Below are 18,904 nucleotides of genomic sequence, written 5' to 3'. Positions count from 1 at the left end.
CCTTGTGGCGGCCGCGGACCGGTACGAAGAATCAGCGCGCAATCGTGTTGGTCAGACGGATCTTGTTCTGCATCTGCAGCAAGCCGTAGACCAGCGCCTCGGCCGTGGGCGGGCAGCCCGGCACGTAGACGTCTACCGGTACGATGCGATCGCAGCCGCGCACCACGGAATACGAGTAGTGGTAGTAACCACCGCCATTGGCACAGGAGCCCATGGACACCACCCAGCGCGGCTCGGGCATCTGGTCATAGACCTTGCGCAGCGCCGGCGCCATCTTGTTGCACAGCGTGCCGGCGACGATCATCAGATCGGACTGGCGCGGGCTGGGGCGGAAGATGATGCCGAACTGGTCCAGGTCGTAGCGGGCCGCGCCCGCGTGCATCATCTCGACCGCGCAACAGGCCAGGCCGAAGGTCATGGGCCACATGGAGCCCGTCTTCGCCCAGTTAAGGAACTTGTCGGCGCTGGTAGTGATGAACCCTTGCTTGAGAATGCCGTCTATAGCCATATTCGTCTCTGATAGCGTGCAGTGAAATGCAGTGAACAACCCGGCGGCGGGTCATTCCCAGTCCAGCGCGCCCTTTTTCCATTCGTAGATGAAGCCGACGGTCAACACGGCGAGGAAAACCATGACCGTCCAGAAGCCGACGAGCCCGACCGTGCCTTGGGCGATGGCCCAGGGGAACAGGAACGCGATTTCCAGGTCGAAAAGAATGAACAGGATCGCCACCAGGTAGTAGCGCACGTCAAACTTCATGCGAGCGTCTTCGAAGGCTTCGAAGCCGCACTCATAGGGTGATAGCTTCTCGGCGTAAGGACGCCGCGGGCCAAGGAGGGAGCCGGCCGTCAGAAGCGCGAACCCGATAAGGGTGGCCACTACGATAAACAGCAGGACGGGGAAATACTGTTGCAGGTTCATTCAGGCGTCCGTCAAATGCGCAAACCTTAGGATTGTAGCATTCGCGCGGTTACTTCTGGCTGAACTCTGTAGCGGGAACAGCGGGTGAAAGACTGCATTCCTCTAGTGGAACAATGGCAGTTCTTGGCGGAAGAAAACAAGCTTAACGCAAGGCGCGCCCATACCGCCCGCGGGCACCACAAAACGCCCGCACAGTGGCCGCTACACACTCTTTTGGAAATAAAAAAAGCCACCCCGAAAGGTGGCTTCATATGAGCGGGCCGAAGCCCGCTCATGCACTGCGAATCGAGGCAGGACTTGCGCCCTGCTTTCGATTAGAAGCGGTGACGGATGCCGACGCCGACGGCGGTCGACTTCAGGTCGTCCACGAAGGCGTAGTTCTTGGCGTACGAACCGTAAGCGTACAGGTTGGTGCGCTTGGACAGGTCGTAGGTGTAGCCCAGGTTGAACACGTTCATGTTCGCGTCGTCGCCGGTCAGCTTGTCGTTGCCCGGCTTGACCATTTGCCACGAACCGAACAGGCTCGAAGCGCCGCCGATCGGGGCGGACAGGCCGACCATGAACGAGTTGGCCTTGAAGCCGTCAGCGAAGGCGTTCGAACCGAAGCCGATCGTGCCGGCCGAGGTCTTGACGTCTTGGCTACCGAACCAGCCGTCGGTCGTGCGAGCGTAGGCCAGAGCCAGCTTCACGACTTCGAAGTCGTACGAACCGCCGATGGTGTATTGACGCGGGGTGGCGTCAACTTGACCTTGGGTCAGCTTGTTCGAAGCGTTCAGTTGGTCGAACGTCAGAGCGGCGTTCAGGGGACCATTGACGTAACGCAGGCCGGTCGTGATGGCGCGGGTGTTGTCGGCGGTACGGAAGCCGGTTTGGGCGGTGTTGGTGTCGTTCGCGTTGAACGAGTAGCCGACGCCGAACTGGAAGCCGCTGAACGACGGGGTCTGGTACATGACCATGTTGTCGTAGCGGACGGTGTTCGTGGCGCTCAGGCCCATACCGATGTTAGCTTGGCCGAAACCAGCGCCGAACGGGTCGATCGAGCCGAAGTACTTCGACGCGATGTTGGTTTGGCGACCGAAGTCCAGTTGACCCCAGCTGTCGCTGGCCAGACCGACGGTGGCTTGACGACCGAACAGGCGGCCACCTTGGGCCGACGTGCCGTTACCCGAATCAAAGCCCGATTCCAGTTGGAAAACAGCGCGCAGGCCGTCACCCAGATCTTCCGAACCACGCAGACCCCAGCGCGAACCGTTCTGGACGCCGTTGATCATGCCGAACTTGCTACCGTTCTGAGCGTCGGTACCACCGCTGATCTTGTTGTAGCCGAGGCCCGTGTCGATGATGCCGTACAGGGTGACAGACGTTTCTGCCTGGGCGACACCGGCGAAACCGGCGAGCAGGGCGGCAGCGAGCAGAGTCTTTTTCATTTAAGAAATCTCCGTTGATTTGAGTGACAAGAGCAGCAATCCAGCAAACCAGCCTGCCGCCCCCCTAACTCCGCGAAGGGAAGTTGACGCTATTGCATCAAAAATCAGGGGGGCTGGCTATGGTCGGCGTCAGAAAAGTGCAGGTTTGCGACAGCCCTGTTGGGATATTGCAACATCGCGCCAATGGCACCGGGGCTAACCCGGCGTTTTGCAAACGACCACGTATCCATGCGACTTTCAGCCCTGGCCCTAATAATTCAAGGGGGCCACGGCCGTTTCTTTCAGGCGCCTTTCCGAGTCCGATGGGGTCGTTTTACCGCTTTTGCCCCTGCAGGCCTGCGGGGCCCGGTCCAATCTGGTGCGTCAAGCTGGATAACGTTGTTATATAAATAAATCATCGATATTATTCAAGAACACACCAACACCCTGGCGCCCGCCATCCCGCCCCCCATGCCCACGCCGACCCAACGCGCCGACCGCAATGAACGACTGAGCGCACTGCGCCGCCAGATGATCCTGGACGCCGCTCAGCGCGTATTCGAGCGCGACGGCCTGGAGAAGACCACGTTGCGTGCCATCGCCAAGGAGGCCGGCTGCACGACGGGGGCCATCTACCCCTGGTTCGCCGGCAAGGAGATCCTGTACGGCGCCCTGCTGGACGAATCGCTGCAGCGCCTGCACGCGCATCTGGTGACGGCCACCGCGCAAGGAGAGCCGGCCTCGGCCGCGCGGCGGGCCATCCAGGCCTTCTTTGACTACTACGCGGCCCGCCGCACCGATTTTTCACTGGGGCTGTACCTGTTCCAGGGGCTGGGGCCGCGCGGCCTGGGCCGCGAGATGGATGAACAGCTCAACGGCCGCCTGCGGCAATGCGTGGATCTTCTCGGTGTGGGCCTGGGGCGCACCAAGGCCTGGCCGGCCGACACGGTGCGGACAGAGCAGATGAACATCTTCACGTATCTCATCGGCCTGTTGCTGCTGCTGCATACCCATCGCCTGAAATCCCTGGGCCAGCAGGCTGACGTCCTGCTGGATCACTACTGCACCGCGCTGGAACAACGATGACCGCGACCGCCCTGCCCTGCGCCGACGCCCAGGCGCCCCTGATCAGCCTGGCGGACTTCCGCCTGCTGCTCGCCGAACAACACCCCTTTTCGCTGCTGCTGGGCATCGAGGTGCACCACATCGGCCGGGGCACCGCGCGGGCCGTCCTGCCGGCCCGCGACAGCCACCAGCGGCTGGGCGGCATCGTCGCCGGCCCGATGCTGATGGGCCTGGCGGACCTGGCCATGTACGCCGCGGTGGTGGGCGCCACCGGGCAGGCCCACGCCGTGACGGCCAGCCTGACCATCAATTTCCTGCGCAAGAGTCCGGCCGGGGCGATACATGCCGAGGCACGGCTGCTGAAGGTGGGCCGGCTGTCGGCGGGCGAGGTCATCCTGACCGGCGCCGGGTCGGACGAGCCGCTGGCGCACATCGTCAGCACCTGGTCGGTGCCCAAGCCATGAGCCCGCGCATCAGCATCGTGGGCATGGGGCGCACGGGCACGCTGGCGGCGCGGCGGCTGCTGGCGGCCGAACCCGACATTGCCCTGACGATCTATGACATCGACCCGGACCGCTGCGAGGACTTCCGCGGCAGCGCCACGCTGGCGACCTCGGCCCGCGAGGCGCTGGCCGAATCCGACACCATCGTGCTGGCCTTGCCCCGCGAACGGGAGATCGACCGCACGCTGGAGCGCTTCAGTGACGGCGAGGTGACCGCGCACGTGGCGGGCAAGCTGATCGTGGACCTGGAGCCCCCGCCGCCCGAGCGGGCGCGCCGGCTGGATCTGGCGATCGCCACGGCCGGCGGGCGCTATGCCTGCGCGCCGCTGCGCCCGGCCTCTGCCGGCGAGCCGCACGCGCGGTTACTGAATGCCTTGATCCTGCCGCGCTGAGCGGGCCAGGCGCTCGGCGGCGGCCGCGCAGAGGGCCAGCCAGGCGAAGCTGATGGCAAAGCCGGCGACGACGTCGCTGGCGAAATGCACCTGCAGCAGGATGCGGCTGAGCCCGATCGCCATCACCAATGCCGCCGCCAGGGCCACGCCGGGCAAACGCCAAGACGGGGGCGCCAGGCGCCAGGCCAGATAGCAGGCCGCGCCATACACCGCCATGGCGGCCGATGCATGACCGCTGGGAAAGCTCCAGCCCACCGCCGTCGCAAAGCCATGGTCGTGCTCGGGCCGGACGCGTTCGAAGCCATGCTTGAGCAACCTGTTGAGCGCCCCGCCCCCGCCCGTGGCCGCCGCGCAGAATCCGGCGAGCAGCCATTGCCGCCGCCACAGCAGCCCGACGGTCATGCCGACGGCGATGAGCGTCAGGAAATTGCGGTCGCCCAGCGTGGTGAACCACGACAGCAGCCACAAGAGCGAATCGGACAACGACATACTGAGCGCGTCCGCCAGGGCGCTATCGAATTCGACCACGCCCCCTGGCCGGCTCACCGCGGCCGCCAGCGACAGGAACGCCGCGCAGGCCAGGCCGACCATGCCGGCAAAGCCGGCCAGCCGCGCCGGGGGCCGGGCCTGCACGTAGGCGCGGGCAAGCCCCACCGCCAGGACTGCGGCGGCCAGCGGCAGCAGGATCAGCAGGAGCAGTGCATGGGCCGCCACCCATTGCGCATAGGCGCTGTTCATTGCGGGCCTCCTGGCGAGCCGGGTGCGACCATCGCGCCCGCCCTCTGTGCCGCAAGGCTTGCCGCCCGGAGACGCCGCGTCATGGTGCGCCTCAACCGGACACCAGGGTCTTGTCGACCGGGGCGAAAGCGTGCGTGGCCGCGGCGTAGTCCCAACGTTCGACGTGGCAGACCTGTCCCTCGCCAGAGGCTTGCCGGGTGATGAGGTTGACCGAATTGGGAATGCTGCCGCGCACCCGCCGCGAGCAGGTGGTGCCGGCCTGCACGACCCAGCCTGCCGCCAGCGCGGGATCGGCGCTGGCCGGCAACACGTAGGGCAGGTGGATGTGGCCGCCCAGGATCAGGTCGATACCGGCCTGGGCCCAGGCCGCCAGCGCGCGTTCACGGCCGAACAGCAGGTTGTGGCGGTCGGACTCGACCTTGGCGCGCACCGGATGGTGCGCCACCACGACCCGCAGCTGGCCCGGCTTGGCCTGGCGCAGACGCTGCGCCACCCGGGCGATCTGCGCATCGGAGATTTCGCCGTCCTTGTGGCGCCGCGGCCGGGTGGTGTTGACGCCGATGGCCAGCAGCCCGGCGTTCTCGAAGACCGGTTCGAGCACGGCGCCCAGCGCCCGTTTGTAGTTGCCGTAGGGATTGAGCGCCCGCGCGAAGATGTTGTAGAGCGGAATGTCGTGGTTGCCCGGCACGGCCAGCACCGGCAGCGACAGGCGTTCGATGAACTTGCGGGCGGCGGCGAACTGGCCGCGGCGGGCGCGCTGGGTGATGTCGCCGCTGATGACGACCAGGTCCGGGGCCACGGAACGGGCCAGGTCCAACGCCGCCTCGACGACGGGTTTGCGCTCGGTGCCGAAGTGGGTATCGGAAAACTGCAGGATGCGCGTCATGGGCGCCCCTGGGGGTCCGCGTCCGCGGGCACCACCAGCGGCAGGGGATGCTCGGACACCTTGAATTCGAGCGGCGTGTCCATCCAGGAGATTTCACCGTCCATCGCGACCTTGACCCGGTGCCGTCCGCGGATGGCCACGGTCAGGCGGTCGAAGGCGAAGCTGATGACGTGCTCGGCGTCGCCCAGGCGGCTGAACAGGCCGCGCAGCAGCAGGCCGTACAGCGCCAGCGTGCCCACCGGGCGCGCAGCCATGGCGACCAGGCGGTTGCGGTCAAGTTCGGTGGGGTCGATGCCGATGTGTTCGAGTTGCAGGCGGTTGTTGCCCACCACCAGCGTCGGCGAGCGCAGATCGCGGGTCCGGCCTTCGTATTCAAGCCGCAGGCTGAGCTGCCGCGGGGCGCGCAGCAGGGTCACCACGCCGGACCACAGCGCCACCAGGCGGCTGCGGCCAAAGCGCTGCTTGTAGGCCTCGCGATCTTCGAGCAGTTGCGGATACAGGCCCAGGCTGGCGTTGACCAGGAACAGGCGGCCGTTGAGCATGCCCACCTGCACCGGCCGCAGTTCGCCGGCCAACAGGCTGCGCAACGCGGGCTCGGTATCTTGCGAGATGCCGTAGCGGCGGCCGAAGTAGTTGAAAGTGCCCTGCGGCAAGATGCCAAAAGGCACGCCCTGCCCTACCACCTGGCTGGCGACGGCGTTGAGGGTGCCATCGCCGCCGGCGGCCACCACGATGCCTTGCCCCTTGCGGGCGTTGGCCACCGCCGCCTGCGCGGTCTCGGTCAGCCGCGACGGATCGTCGACGGGCATCAATTGGTAGGAGCGGCCGGCCTCGTCGAGGACGCGGCGGATGGTGTCCTGCAGCACCTGCGCGTCGCCGCGCCCGGAGCCGGTGTTCAGGACGATGAAGAGAGGTTCTTGTCCCGTCAGGGGACGAGCCCCTGCCATCGGACTCTGCTGGATTGGCGTCATGGGCAAAAGATAGCCCATGGCGGCAAATCACCGCAACCGCGGCGGCTCGCGTCGCGGCGCGAGCCGCCGCGTGGCCTAGCGGCCGACGGCGTAGGCCTGCATCAGGCGCGGGGTGGCCGCGGCGTGCAGCAGGCCGTCGGCGTCGCGCGAGGCAGCGGTCAGGCGGCCGACCGACCATTGCGGCACTTCCTCGATCTGGTGCCCGCGCGCGCGCAGGGCCTCGATGGTGTCGACGCCGAAGCCGCTTTCGACGGCCAGGTGGCCCGGCTTGCGGTCGCGCGGATAGAACGACGACGGGAAGTGCATGGTGTGCGACATCGGCAGGTCGATGGCTTCCTGCAGGTTCAGGCCGTGATGCACGTGGCGCAGGAAGAACAGCAGTTGCCATTGTTCCTGCTGGTCGCCGCCCGGCGTGCCGAACGCCAGGTACGGCCGGCCGTCGCGCAAGGCCAGGGACGGAGTGAGCGTGGTGCGCGGGCGCTTGCCGGGCGCCAGCGTGCCGGGCAGGCCTTCTTCCAGCCAGAACATCTGGGCACGGGTGTTCAGGCCGAAACCCAGTTCCGGGATGACCGGCGACGACTGGAACCAGCCGCCCGACGGCGTGGCCGAGATCATGTTGCCCCAGCGGTCGATGACGTCCACGTGGGTGGTGTCGCCACGTTTGACCGAGGCGCGCATGTCGGCCAGGGTCGGTTCGTTGGTGACGCTGCCGGGCGCCGACACTTTGGACAGGCGCTGCAGGGTGTCCATGACGCGGGAGACCTGGGCCTCGAAGCCGGGAATCAGGCCGGGCTGCAGTTCGTGCGAGGCCTGCTCGCCGATCAGGGCGCGGCGCGCGGCGTTGTAGTCGTCGGACAGCAAGGAGTCCAGCGGCACGTCGACGAAGGCCGGATCGCCGTAGTAGGCCTCGCGGTCGGCGAAGGCCAGCTTCATGGCTTCGGTGACGCGATGCACGAATTCGGCGCTGCTGGGCCCGACGCCGGCCAGGTCCATGTCTTTGAGTAGCGCCAGCGTCTGCAGGAAGACCGGCCCCTGGCTCCAGGCCCCGGCTTTGGCGACGGTGTAGCCGTGGTAATCGTAGGTGGCGGGCTTGTCGTAGCTGGCCGACCAGCCGGCCAGATCGTCGGCGGTGATGACGCCGCGGTGGCGTTCGCCGCTTTCGTCCATGACCTCGTTGCCGCGGGCGAACCGGTCGATGGCCTCGGCCACGAAGCCGCGGTAGAAGGCATCGCGGGCGGCTTCGATCTGGCGCTCGCGGTCGCCACCGGCCTGCTCGGCGGCCTGCAGCACCCGGGTCCAGGTGCGGGCCAGCGCGGGGTTGCGGAACAGCTTGCGGGCTTCGGGCACATTGCCGCCGGGCACGTAGATCTCGGCGGTGGTGGGCCAGTGGGTCTGGAAGAAATCCTTCAGGCCGGCAATGGTGTTGGAGATGCGCGGCATCAGCGCATGGCCGTGCTCGGCGTAATAGATGGCGGGTTCGAGCACGTCGCGCACCCGCATCGTGCCGTGGTCGCGCAGCAGTTGCATCCAGGCGTCGAACGCGCCGGGAATGACGGTGGCCAGCAGGCCGTTGCCGGGGATGAGTTTCAGGCCTTCGGCGCGGTAGCGGTCCAGCGTGGCGCCGGCCGGGGTGGTGCCCTGGCCGCACAGCACTTCCAGCTTGCGGGTGCGGGCGGAATAGAACACCGCGGGCACTTCGCCGGCCGGGCCGACCAGGTGAGGTTCCACCACTTGCAGCACGAAGGCCGAGGCGACACAGGCATCGAAGGCGTTGCCGCCGCGTTCCAGCAGCGACATGCCGGCCGAGCTGGCCAGCCAGTGGGTGGAGGTCACGACACCGAAGGTGCCGAGGATTTCCGGGCGAGTCGTAAACATGGTGCGATCCTGTTGCGGACGGCGGGAAGCCGGTGGCCGCAGCAATAAGTAAAAACGGGACCCGTTTGCCGGGTCCCGCGATCAGGGTTTATTTCTTGGCGAGGCTGACGCCCTTCAGGCGGATCAGGCCATCGGGGTACGGCACGAAGCCGTCCAGCTTCTTCTGGGCGCCGAAGGTCCAGGGCAGGTAGAACAGGTAGACGATGGGACGCTGGTCCTGCATGACCGACAGCACCTTGTCGTACATGGCGCGGCGCTTGGCCGTGTCGGGTTCGGCGCGGGCGTCATTGAGCAGCTTGTCGGTGTCGGCGTCGCAGAACTTGCCGTCGTTCAGGTTGCCCTTGCAGCTGACGTACTGGTGGATGTTGCCGCTGGGATCGACCCGGCCGGACCAGCCGCTCTGGCCCACTTCGAAGTCGCCGCGGGCCAGCGACGATTGCAGCGAGGCGAATTCGACCGGACGCAGGGTGATGTCGAAGCCGGCTTCGGCACCCATGGCCTGAACCAGTTCGAACACCTGCTGCATGGTGGTGTTGTTGCCGAAGGTGATCTCGAACTTGACGCGATCAAAGCCCGCTTCCTTCAAGAGCGCCTGCGCCTTCTTGGGATCGCGGCCGCTGTGCTCGAACGACTTGTTGTACGCGAAGCTGGCCGGCGGGAACGGCTGGTAGGCGGGCTGGTACTGGCCTTCGCCGATGACCTGGTTGAGCACGTCGCGGTCGATGGCCAGGTCCAGCGCCTGGCGCACGCGCTTGTCTTTGGCCAGCGGGTTGTTGGCGCGCGCGCCGTTGCCCAGGTTGACGGAAATCGACTGGAAGCCCAGGCCCGTCACCGGCGCCAGGCGCAGGTTGGGATCGTCCTTGACGGCCTTGGCGTCGCTGGGAGCCACGCGCTCGATGATGTCCAGGTCGCCGGCGCGCAGGTTGTTCAGGCGCACGGTGTTGTCGGGAATCGGCGTGAAGACGACGCGGTCGAAGTGATAGTTGCCGGCGTCCCAGTACTTGGGAAATTTCTCGAGCACGATGCGGTCGTTCTGGACCCGTTCCTTGAACTGGTAGGGGCCCGAGCACACGGGCTTGCCGCCCGGGTCTTTGTCGAACGAGGCCGGCGAGATCATCATGCCGGCGCGGTCCGACAGCTGCGACAGCAGCGAAGCGTCGGGTTCGGCCAGGTGCAGCACCACGGTCTCGGCGTCCGGCGCATCGACACTGGCCACGGTGGCCAGTTCGCTCTTGCGGTTGCTGTCGGGCAGCGTGCGGGCGCGATCCAGGTTGGCCTTGACCGCGGCGGCGTTGACCGGGGTGCCGTCATGGAACACGGCGTCGGTGCGCAGCTTGAAGGTCAGCGTCTTGTTGTCGGGGCTGGTGGACCAGGACTGCGCCAGCTGCGGCACGAACTTCAGGTCCGGTGTGATGTCGACCAGCTTGTCGCACAGCGAGGCGAATACGATGCGGCCCACGAAAGTGCGGGCGCGCACCGGGTCGAGCACGTCCGGATCGTCTTGCAGGCCGATACGCAGGGTGGACTGGGCGTGCGCCAATCCGCTGGCCAGCATTCCCGCCATGGCCATGGCGAGGCAAAGTTTACGCATGAATGATCTCCGTCGATTCAGGGGGTCGGCTTCCCTGCCCGCCAGCGGCGCGCCGCCCGGCGATGAGGGAACAGACCCTGAGCCGTGCTGCATCGCCGGGCCCATCCCCCCGTTGCGCACGTTCTTGTTGGATTCTGCGCCAGGCGCGCGGCGATTGTATAGAGCGGGGCCTGTCGCAGGCCTAAATGGGCGCCGGCCGACCGCCTTGCGGACGATTGACGGGGCACGCGCCTGGCGCAGGGGTCCGCCCGGGCCTTCCTTGCGCCGTCAGCCGTCGCAGCGGCGGCCCCGCCCCGCCACCGTCACGGCAGGCGGCAAGGCGCCGAGAAATCCACGGCCGTCAGCACCGATTCCCGCAGCCGGGCGACCAGCGGACGGGTATCGTCGCGCCGGTGCTGGAAGGAATAGGGCAGCGCGGCCGGCTCCGGGTCGCCTTGCAGCACCTTGAGGCTGCCTTCGGCCTGCAATGCCTGGGCCCAATGGCTGGGCAGCAGCCCGACGCCCGTGCCCTCGATCAGGAGACCCGCGATGGCCCCCCAGTTGTTGCACGCGAGCCGCTGGCCGGCGATGTCGCGCCCGGCCAGCCAGTCGTCGATGATGCGGGTGGTGCCGGCGCCTTCGGGCAGCGTCACCAGCGGCAGCCGCGCCAGCAGCGCCGGCGACATGCGGGTTTCGCCGTCCAGCACCGTCGGCGCGGCGACCCAGGAGAACGCGGCCTGGCCGATGGGCGAGGACGCGATATTGGGACGCGACGAGCGACCGGCGATGACCGCGAAGTCCAGTTCGCCGTCGGCGACCCGCTGTTCCAGCACCTGGCCGATGTCCACGTAGGGTTCCAGCACCAGGTCGGGGTAGGCGGCGCGCACGACGCCGATCAGACGCGGCAGCCAGGTCAGCGCGGTCAATTCGCCGACGCCGAAGCGGCAGCGGCCGCGCAGGCCGGGGGTTTCGGCCAGCGAGGCGCGGATCTGGTCCGCGGCGGCCAGCAGTTCGCGTGCCTGCGGCACCAGCCGCTGGCCGGCGTCGGTGAGCACGGCCTTGTGGCCGCTGCGGTCGAACAGCGGTTGACCCAGCGCGTCTTCAAGCTCGGTGATGCGCTTGGACAGCGACGACACCGACAGGTGCAGGCGCTCGGCCGCCACGGCGAAACTGGCGCAGGTGGCGGCCCAATAGAAGGCTTCGAGTTGCTTGAGGGTCATGCCCGGATTGTAGGGGCGCGGCCCGGCGCCGGGCGATCCCGGCGCGGTGGGTGACCTGGGGCGGTCAGGCGCCCTGCTGCAGCCGCAGTTGCGGCGACAGGCGCAGGGTGTCGATGGCGGCGCGGAGCATGCGCTCGACGCGCGGCCAGATATCGCCCTTGAGGCGGTCGGACCAACAGATGGTGCCGAACACCCCTTCGATGAGGGAATGCAGGTAGACGTTGGACAGGCGCACGTCCAGGGCGCGCGGCAGATCGTCGCGGCTGACGGCGGCGCGCAGCAGTTTTTCGGACGTGCGCAGGGCGTGGCGTTCCCACAGGTCGCGGCGTCGCAGCAGCGGCGCGTTCTCGTCGCTGCGCTCGCACTTCAGATACAGGATTTCCAGCACGCGCTGCACCGAACCTTCCTCGGCGTAGATCTGCACGTACTGGCGCATGGAGGTATAGAGCGATTCCAGGGCCTCGCCCTCGGTCGACACGCGGGTCATGGTGACGGCTTCGCCCAGCGCGCGGTCGCACATGGCGATGCAGACATCGATCTTGTTCTTGTAATGGCCGTAGACGGCGCCCCGGGACACGCCCGCGTAATCCGCGATGTCGCTCATGGTGGTGCTGGCGACGCCTTTGGACAGGAACACGTGTTCGGCGGCGTCCAGGATGCGGTCGCGGGTGCGTTGGGATTCTTCTTTCGTCTTGCGGGCCATACAGAGATCTCCTTGTGAAGTGGGTTGAGGGGGGAAAGCAGACAAACAAATGGCGGCCCGAGGCCGCCGTTTGCGCACTGTAAATATGTATGCAGACACCAGCATACTTTCGAACAAAACAATTAATCAAGCATGACGGATTAAATGATAGACTGCGATCCCCACAGGGAAAACCCGCGCAATTCCCTTTATTGCCCCTTGCGGGCGCACCACAATAATTTTTAGAAAATGACGCACCGAGTCCCCCTGAGAACGCTCGCTCTCGCATCCGTACTGGTTCTTGTTTCTGCCTGCTCGCCCAAGGACGCCCCGGACGCCGCCCAGGCGCCCGCCGAGGTCGGCATCATCGTGGCCAGGCCCACCCCCACGGCCGTCGCCAGCGAGCTGCCCGGCCGCCTCGAGCCCTATCGCGAGGCCGAGGTCCGCGCCCGCGTGGCCGGCATCGTGATCCGCCGCCTGTATGAAGAAGGCCAGGAAGTCGCGCGCGGCGCGCCGCTGTTCCAGATCGACCCGGCACCGCTGCAGGCCGCCTACGATTCCGAGGCCGCCTCGCTGGCCCGCGCCCAGGCCAATCTGTCGGCCGCGGCCGACAAGCTGCGCCGCTACGCCGACCTGGTGTCGGACCGCGCCATCAGCGAACGCGACCACGCCGAAAGCGTGGCCCAGGAACGCCAGGCCCGCGCCGAGGTGGCGCTGGCCCGCGCCAACCTGCAAAGCGCCAAGCTGCGGCTGGACTACGCCCGCGTGACCTCGCCGATCGACGGGCGCGCCCGCCGGGCGCTGGTGACCGAAGGCGCGCTGGTGGGCGAAGGCCAGGCCACGCCGCTGACGGTGGTGCAGCAGCTGGACCCGATCTACGTCAACTTCTCGCAACCGGCGGCCGAGGTCATGCAGTTGCAGAAGCAGATCCGCGCGGGCGCCGTGCAGGGTGTTGCGCCCGACCAGGTGCGGGTGCGGCTGGTGCTGCCCGACGGGTCCGAATACGGGCGCGGCGGCACGCTGTCGTTCTCGGACCTGGCGGTGGACCCCGGCACCGACAACATCACCCTGCGCGCGGTGTTCGACAACCCCGAGCGCGAACTGCTGCCCGGCATGTACGTACGGGTGCGGCTGGAGCAGGCCGTCAACCGCGATACCTACTTGGTGCCGCGCAACGCCCTGCTGCGGGGCGCCAATGGCGCCCACCTGCTGGTGGCGAGTGACGACGGCGCGTTGCGCAGCATTGCCGTGACGGCACATCGCCTGCTGGGCCCGAACTGGGTCATCACGCAGGGGCTGTCGGGCGGTGAACGCGTGGTGGTCGAGAACGTCACGCAGTTGGCCCCCGGCCAGACGATCAAACCGGTCGAGCGAGCGGCGCCCACGGCGCCCGCCCCGGCCGCAGGAAACCAGAACAAAGGGTAACCGCCATGGCGCGTTTCTTTATTGATCGCCCCGTATTCGCGTGGGTGATCTCGCTGCTGATCGCGTTGGTCGGCCTATTGTCGATCCGCGCGCTGCCGGTGGCGCAGTATCCGGACATCGCTCCGCCCGTCGTGAACATCGGCGCCAGCTACCCGGGCGCCTCGGCCAAGGTGGTCGAAGAGGCCGTCACCGCCATCATCGAACGCGAGATGAACGGCGCCCCGGGCCTGATGTACACCTCGTCCAGCAGCGATTCGACCGGCTGGGCCAGCATCAACCTGACTTTCAAGCAGGGCACCAACCCCGACATCGCGGCGGTGGAAGTGCAGAACCGTCTGAAGGCGGTCGAGCCGCGCCTGCCCGAATCCGTGCGCCGCGACGGCGTGCGGGTGGAAAAGGCCGCCGACAACATCCAGCTGGTGGTGTCGCTGAAATCCGACGGCAGCCTGGACGACATGCAGCTGGGCGAACTGGCCGCGTCCAACGTGTTGCAGGCGTTGCGGCGCGTGGAAGGCGTGGGCAAGGTGCAGTCGTTCGGCGCGGAAGCGGCGATGCGCATCTGGCCGGACCCGGCCAAGCTGACCGCGCTGTCGCTGACGCCGGGCGACATCGTGACGGCGCTGCGCAGCCACAACGCCCGCGTCACCATCGGCGAACTGGGCAACCAGGCCGTGCCGAAAGACGCGCCGCTGAACGCCAGCATCGTGGCCGGCGAATCCCTGCACACGCCCGAACAGTTCGGCAATATCCCGCTGCGGGCGCAACCGGGCGGCGCCACCCTGCGCCTGAAGGACGTGGCGCGGGTGGAGCTGGGCGGCACCGACTATATGTACCTGTCGCGCGTGAACGGCCTGACCGGCACCGGCCTGGGCATCAAGCTGGCGCCGGGGTCGAACGCGGTCGAGACCACCCGCCGCATCCGCGACACGATGCGCGAGCTGGCGCAGTACTTCCCGCCCGGCGTCACCTGGGATATTCCTTACGAGACCTCGACGTTCGTCGAGATCTCGATCCAGAAGGTGCTGATGACGCTGCTGGAAGCCGTGGCGCTGGTGTTCTGCGTGATGTACCTGTTCATGCAGAACCTGCGCGCCACGCTGATTCCGACGCTGGTGGTACCGGTGGCGCTGCTGGGCACGCTGGGCGTGATGCTGGCGCTGGGCTATTCCATCAACGTGCTGACCATGTTCGGCATGGTGCTGGCCATCGGCATCCTGGTGGACGACGCCATCGTGGTGGTCGAGAACGTCGAACGCATCATGGCCGAAGAAGGCCTGTCGCCGCACGATGCCACGGTCAAGGCGATGGGCCAGATCAGCGGCGCCATCGTCGGCATCACGGTGGTGCTGGTGTCGGTATTCGTGCCGATGGCGTTCTTTGACGGCGCGGTGGGCAACATCTACCGCCAGTTCGCCGTGACGCTCGCCGTGTCGATCGCCTTTTCGGCCTTCCTGGCGCTGTCGCTGACGCCGGCGCTGTGCGCCAGCCTGCTCAAGCCGATTCCCGCCGGCCACCACGAAAAGCGCGGTTTCTTCGGCTGGTTCAACCGCGCCTTCGCGCGCCTGACGGTGCGCTACACGGCACGGGTGTCGGGCGTGCTGGCGCGGCCGGTGCGCTTCGGCCTGGCCTACCTGCTGGTGATCGGCGTGGCCGCGCTGCTGTTCGCGCGGCTGCCGTCGTCATTCCTGCCGGACGAGGACCAAGGCAGCTTCATGGCCATGGTGATCCTGCCGCAAGGTTCGCCCCAGGCCGAGACCATGGCCGTGGTGAAGGACGTGGAACGCTACATGATGGAGCACGAGCCGGTGCAGTACGTGTATTCGGTCAACGGCTTCAGCCAGTACGGCAGCGGCCCGAATTCGGCCATGTTCTTCGTGACGCTGAAGGACTGGAAGGAACGCCGCGACGCGGCGCTGCACGTCGACGCGGTGGTCAAGCGCATCAACGAGGCGTTTGCCGGGCGCAAGAACGTGATGGTGTTCGCGTTGAACTCGCCCCCGCTGCCCGATCTGGGATCGACGTCGGGTTTTGACTTCCGGCTGCAGGACCGCGGCGGCCTGGGCTACCAGGCCCTGACCGAGGCGCGCCAGAAATTGCTGGCGGCCGCCGCCAGGCATCCGGCGCTGACCGAAGTGGTATTCGCCGGCCAGGAAGAGGCGCCGCAGCTGCAACTGCGCGTGGACCGCGACAAGGCGCAGGCCATGGGCGTGCCGATCGACGAGATCAACACCGCGCTGGCGGTGATGTATGGGTCGGACTATATCGGCGACTTCATGCTGAACGGCCAGGTGCGGCGCGTGATGGTGCAGGCCGATGGCAAGCGCCGCGTCGACGTCGACGACATTTCGCGCCTGCACGTGCGCAACCTGCAAGGCCAGATGGTGCCGCTGTCGGCGTTCGCCACGCTGAAATGGGACATGGGGCCGCCGCAACTGAACCGCTACAACGGCTTTCCGTCGTTCACCCTGAACGGGTCGGCGGCGCCGGGCCACAGCAGCGGCGAGGCCATGCGGGCGATGGAATCGCTGGCGGCCGAACTGCCGCGCGGCATCGGCTTTGACTGGTCCGGGCAATCGTACGAAGAACGGTTGTCCGGCAACCAGGCGCCGGTGCTGTTCGCGCTGTCGGTGCTGATCGTGTTCCTGGCCCTGGCCGCGCTGTACGAAAGCTGGTCCATCCCGCTGGCCGTGATTCTGGTGGTGCCGCTGGGCGTCATTGGCGCGCTGCTGGGCGTGACGGTGCGCGGCATGCCCAACGACATCTACTTCAAGGTCGGCCTGATCGCCACCATCGGCCTGTCGGCCAAGAACGCGATCCTGATCGTGGAAGTGGCCAAGGACCTGGTGCGCGATGGCCAGGGCATTCTGTCGGCCACGCTGGAAGCGGCGCGGCTGCGGTTGCGCCCCATCGTGATGACCTCGCTGGCGTTCGGCGTGGGCGTGCTGCCGCTGGCGCTGGCCACCGGCGCCGCGTCCGGCGCGCAGGCGGCCATCGGCACCGGCGTGCTGGGCGGGATCATCACGGCCACCGTGCTGGCGGTGTTCCTGGTGCCGCTGTTCTTTCTTATCGTGGGGCGCATGGTTGGCATGCGCGCCCGCCCCGCGCGGCCCCAGGCCCGCGAATCGCTGGAGACCACGCCATGAAGCCCATGGCCATGACCCTGCTGGCGCTGGCCTTGTCCGGCTGCTCGCTGGCGCCGACGCATGAGCGCCCCGCGGCGCCCGTGCCGGCGCAGTACGACACGCCGGCGCAAGCCGGCCAGGCCGCGCCGCCGCAAGACTGGCGCGCCTATTTCAACGACCCCGCGCTGCAAGCCTGGATCGAGGCCGCGCTGGCCAACAACCGCGACCTGCGCGTGGCGGCGCTGCGCATCGAAGAGGCGCGCGCGCTGTATGGCGTGCAGCAGTCGGAACGCCTGCCGGCCATCGACGGCAGCGGCGAATTCAGCCGCGGCCGCACCGTGGAACCCGGCCAGCCGCGCATGCCGGTCGCCAACCGCTACCGCGCCGCCGTGGGCATCACGGCTTTCGAGCTGGATTTCTTCGGCCGCGTGAAAAGCCTGTCCGACGCGGCGCTGTCGCGTTACCTGGCCAGCGCCGAGGCGCATCGCGCCGCCACGCTGGCGCTGGTGGCCGAGACCGCCACGGCCTACTTCAACCAGCGGTCGCTGGCCGAACAACTGCGACTGACGGACAGCACACTGGCGCTGCGCGAGACGACGCTGAAGCTGACTCGGCGCCGCTACGAGGCCGGGCTGGAAACCGCCATTGGCCTGCGCACCGCTGAAATGCTGGTGGAAACCTCGCGCGCCACCCGCGCCGAGCTGACCCGCGAGGCCAGCCTGGCGCGACACGCGCTGGGCCTGCTGGCGGGAGATTTCTCGCTGGCGGCGGGCATCGACCCGGCGCCGCTGGAAAGCCAGCGCCTGACGCCGCTGGCGGCCGGCCTGCCGTCGGACCTGCTGATGCGCCGCCCCGACCTGCGCCAGGCCGAGAATATGCTGCGGGCCGCCAACGCCGACATCGGCGCGGCGCGCGCGGCCTTTTTCCCGTCGGTGCAACTGACGACCGACATCGGCACCACCGCCGGCAGCTTTTCGGATCTGTTCAGCGGGGGCACCGGCAACTGGACCTTCGCGCCGCGCCTGACGCTGCCGATCTTCAACGCCGGCCGCAACCGGGCCAACCTGTCGCTGGCCGAAACGCGCCAGCACATTGCCGTGGCGCAATACGAAGGCAGCGTGCAGGCCGCGTTCCGCGACGTGGCCGACGCCCTGTCAGCCCGCGACGCGTTGCGCGACCAGATCGAGGCCCAGCGCAAAGTGCGCGACGCCGACCGCGAACGCCAGCGGCTGGCCGAGCGCCGTTACGCCCGCGGCGTGGCCGACTACCTGGAAATGCTGGAAGCCCAGCGCAGCCTGTTCGATTCGGAACAGGAATACATCCGGCTGCAACAGCGCCGCCTGGTCAATGCGGTGGATCTGTACAAGGCCCTGGGCGGCTGGGATGACGGCCGCGATCCGGCGTCGTAGCGCCGCCGGCCGTCAGGGGCGCGCGCTGACGCGGTAGGCGCAGCGGCGTGCGCCCAGCAGGATGTGTTCTTCACGTTCGATGCGCACGCCCTCGCCCAGCGCCTGGCGGAACAGTTCCAGTTCGCTGCGGCAAAAGCCCATACAGGCCTGGGCCGCCGCACAGATGGGACAGTGGTTTTCGATGAACAGGAAATCATCGCCGTCGCGGCGCATTTCGGCCATGTAGCCTTCGGCAGAACGCTGCTGCACCAGCCGCTGCAACTGATCTTCGAGCGTGGCGGCGCCGGCCAGCGCCTGCCGGTAGCTGGCCAGCATGGCGGTTTCACGCACGGATATCAGCTTGTCCACGCCGTCTTCGCCGAACACCTGGCGCACGGCATTGATCATCTGCACCGTCATGTCGGCGTGGGTGTCGGGAAAGCGGCGGTGGCCGGCGTCGGTCAGGAACCAGATCTGGGTCGGCCGCCCGCGCCCGGCGCTGCGGCTTTCCGAGTCGACCAGGCCGTCGGCATGCAGCCGCGTCATCTGCTGGCGCACGGCTTCGGCCGTGACCTCCAACTGGCGCGCGATGGCCGCAACCGACTGCGGACCGCGCGTCTTCAGCGTCATGAGCACGCGGTCCGCAGGCTGGTGCGGCTGCCAGGCAATGGGTTTGGACAGATCGTCGGACATGGAATAACGGTTAGGCGCCAAGCCCCTATGGTGCCACGAACCGCTCCCC

The 18,904-nt window shown here is 67.6% G+C and carries 17 protein-coding genes; 6 read left to right on the top strand and 11 right to left on the bottom strand.

Annotated features, from left to right (window positions below; genetic code table 11):
* Nucleotides 1–31: 31 nt before the first annotated feature.
* The 3 genes from ACUDP5_RS06170 to ACUDP5_RS06160 all read right to left on the bottom strand — a co-directional run bounded on the left by ACUDP5_RS06170 (nt 32) and on the right by ACUDP5_RS06160 (nt 2,346).
* On the bottom strand, nt 32–508 hold the full coding sequence (locus ACUDP5_RS06170; RefSeq protein WP_006217960.1) for a NuoB/complex I 20 kDa subunit family protein: 477 nt from the start codon (nt 506–508) through the stop codon (nt 32–34).
* A 51-nt stretch (nt 509–559) separates the two neighbouring features.
* The gene (locus ACUDP5_RS06165; protein WP_006217959.1) at nt 560–919 is read right to left on the bottom strand and encodes an NADH-quinone oxidoreductase subunit A; all 360 of its coding nucleotides are present in this window, start codon (nt 917–919) and stop codon (nt 560–562) included.
* A gap of 314 nt (nt 920–1,233) precedes the next feature.
* Complete coding sequence (locus tag ACUDP5_RS06160) at nt 1,234–2,346, bottom strand: porin (RefSeq protein WP_263910416.1); 1,113 nt, start codon at nt 2,344–2,346, stop codon at nt 1,234–1,236.
* A 450-nt stretch (nt 2,347–2,796) separates the two neighbouring features.
* Between ACUDP5_RS06160 and ACUDP5_RS06155 the strand changes: the two genes are divergently transcribed.
* Genes ACUDP5_RS06155 through ACUDP5_RS06145 form a run of 3 tightly spaced genes read left to right on the top strand, consistent with a single transcriptional unit; the run spans nt 2,797 to nt 4,285 of the window.
* The gene (locus ACUDP5_RS06155; RefSeq protein ID WP_263910415.1) at nt 2,797–3,411 is read left to right on the top strand and encodes a TetR/AcrR family transcriptional regulator; all 615 of its coding nucleotides are present in this window, start codon (nt 2,797–2,799) and stop codon (nt 3,409–3,411) included.
* On the top strand, nt 3,408–3,854 hold the full coding sequence (locus ACUDP5_RS06150; RefSeq protein ID WP_445658391.1) for a PaaI family thioesterase: 447 nt from the start codon (nt 3,408–3,410) through the stop codon (nt 3,852–3,854). The genes ACUDP5_RS06155 and ACUDP5_RS06150 overlap by 4 nt, the downstream gene beginning before the upstream one ends.
* Nucleotides 3,851–4,285, top strand: coding sequence for an NAD(P)-binding domain-containing protein (locus ACUDP5_RS06145; RefSeq protein ID WP_445658390.1), 435 nt, complete (start codon nt 3,851–3,853; stop codon nt 4,283–4,285). Before ACUDP5_RS06150 ends, ACUDP5_RS06145 begins: the two co-directional genes overlap by 4 nt.
* Here the strand turns inward: ACUDP5_RS06145 and ACUDP5_RS06140 are convergent.
* The 7 genes from ACUDP5_RS06140 to axyZ form a co-directional block, all read right to left on the bottom strand.
* Nucleotides 4,256–5,023, bottom strand: coding sequence for a phosphatase PAP2 family protein (locus ACUDP5_RS06140; RefSeq protein WP_445658389.1), 768 nt, complete (start codon nt 5,021–5,023; stop codon nt 4,256–4,258). The genes ACUDP5_RS06145 and ACUDP5_RS06140 overlap by 30 nt on opposite strands.
* A 91-nt stretch (nt 5,024–5,114) precedes the next feature.
* The gene (locus ACUDP5_RS06135; protein ID WP_445658388.1) at nt 5,115–5,909 is read right to left on the bottom strand and encodes a metallophosphoesterase family protein; all 795 of its coding nucleotides are present in this window, start codon (nt 5,907–5,909) and stop codon (nt 5,115–5,117) included.
* The gene (locus ACUDP5_RS06130) at nt 5,906–6,880 is read right to left on the bottom strand and encodes a diacylglycerol/lipid kinase family protein (protein ID WP_263910410.1); all 975 of its coding nucleotides are present in this window, start codon (nt 6,878–6,880) and stop codon (nt 5,906–5,908) included. The genes ACUDP5_RS06135 and ACUDP5_RS06130 overlap by 4 nt, the downstream gene beginning before the upstream one ends.
* A gap of 75 nt (nt 6,881–6,955) precedes the next feature.
* On the bottom strand, nt 6,956–8,755 hold the full coding sequence (locus tag ACUDP5_RS06125) for a gamma-glutamyltransferase family protein (RefSeq protein WP_445658387.1): 1,800 nt from the start codon (nt 8,753–8,755) through the stop codon (nt 6,956–6,958).
* A gap of 88 nt (nt 8,756–8,843) precedes the next feature.
* Complete coding sequence (locus ACUDP5_RS06120) at nt 8,844–10,346, bottom strand: ABC transporter substrate-binding protein (RefSeq protein ID WP_445658386.1); 1,503 nt, start codon at nt 10,344–10,346, stop codon at nt 8,844–8,846.
* 302 nt (nt 10,347–10,648) lie between these two features.
* A complete protein-coding gene (locus ACUDP5_RS06115; protein WP_263910407.1) occupies nt 10,649–11,545 on the bottom strand; it encodes a LysR family transcriptional regulator in 897 nt (298 codons plus the stop codon).
* A gap of 64 nt (nt 11,546–11,609) precedes the next feature.
* Complete coding sequence (axyZ, locus tag ACUDP5_RS06110) at nt 11,610–12,248, bottom strand: multidrug efflux transcriptional repressor AxyZ (protein WP_263910406.1); 639 nt, start codon at nt 12,246–12,248, stop codon at nt 11,610–11,612.
* 228 nt (nt 12,249–12,476) lie between these two features.
* Here axyZ and ACUDP5_RS06105 point away from each other — a divergent pair, with 228 nt between their 5' ends.
* Genes ACUDP5_RS06105 through oprZ form a run of 3 tightly spaced genes read left to right on the top strand, consistent with a single transcriptional unit; the run spans nt 12,477 to nt 18,183 of the window.
* Complete coding sequence (locus ACUDP5_RS06105) at nt 12,477–13,652, top strand: MexX/AxyX family multidrug efflux RND transporter periplasmic adaptor subunit (protein WP_445658385.1); 1,176 nt, start codon at nt 12,477–12,479, stop codon at nt 13,650–13,652.
* A gap of 5 nt (nt 13,653–13,657) precedes the next feature.
* A complete protein-coding gene (axyY, locus tag ACUDP5_RS06100; protein ID WP_263910404.1) occupies nt 13,658–16,795 on the top strand; it encodes a multidrug efflux RND transporter permease subunit AxyY in 3,138 nt (1,045 codons plus the stop codon).
* Nucleotides 16,792–18,183, top strand: coding sequence for a multidrug efflux RND transporter outer membrane subunit OprZ (oprZ, locus tag ACUDP5_RS06095; protein WP_445658384.1), 1,392 nt, complete (start codon nt 16,792–16,794; stop codon nt 18,181–18,183). Before axyY ends, oprZ begins: the two co-directional genes overlap by 4 nt.
* A gap of 12 nt (nt 18,184–18,195) precedes the next feature.
* Here the strand turns inward: oprZ and ACUDP5_RS06090 are convergent, their stop codons facing one another.
* Nucleotides 18,196–18,855 (bottom strand): helix-turn-helix transcriptional regulator, encoded by a 660-nt coding sequence (locus tag ACUDP5_RS06090; RefSeq protein ID WP_445658383.1) that lies wholly within the window; start codon nt 18,853–18,855, stop codon nt 18,196–18,198.
* Between the last annotated feature and the right edge of the window lie 49 nt (nt 18,856–18,904).

The organism is Achromobacter sp. NCFB-sbj8-Ac1-l, from assembly GCF_052695805.1.
This window is presented reverse-complemented; position numbering and strand designations above follow the sequence as displayed.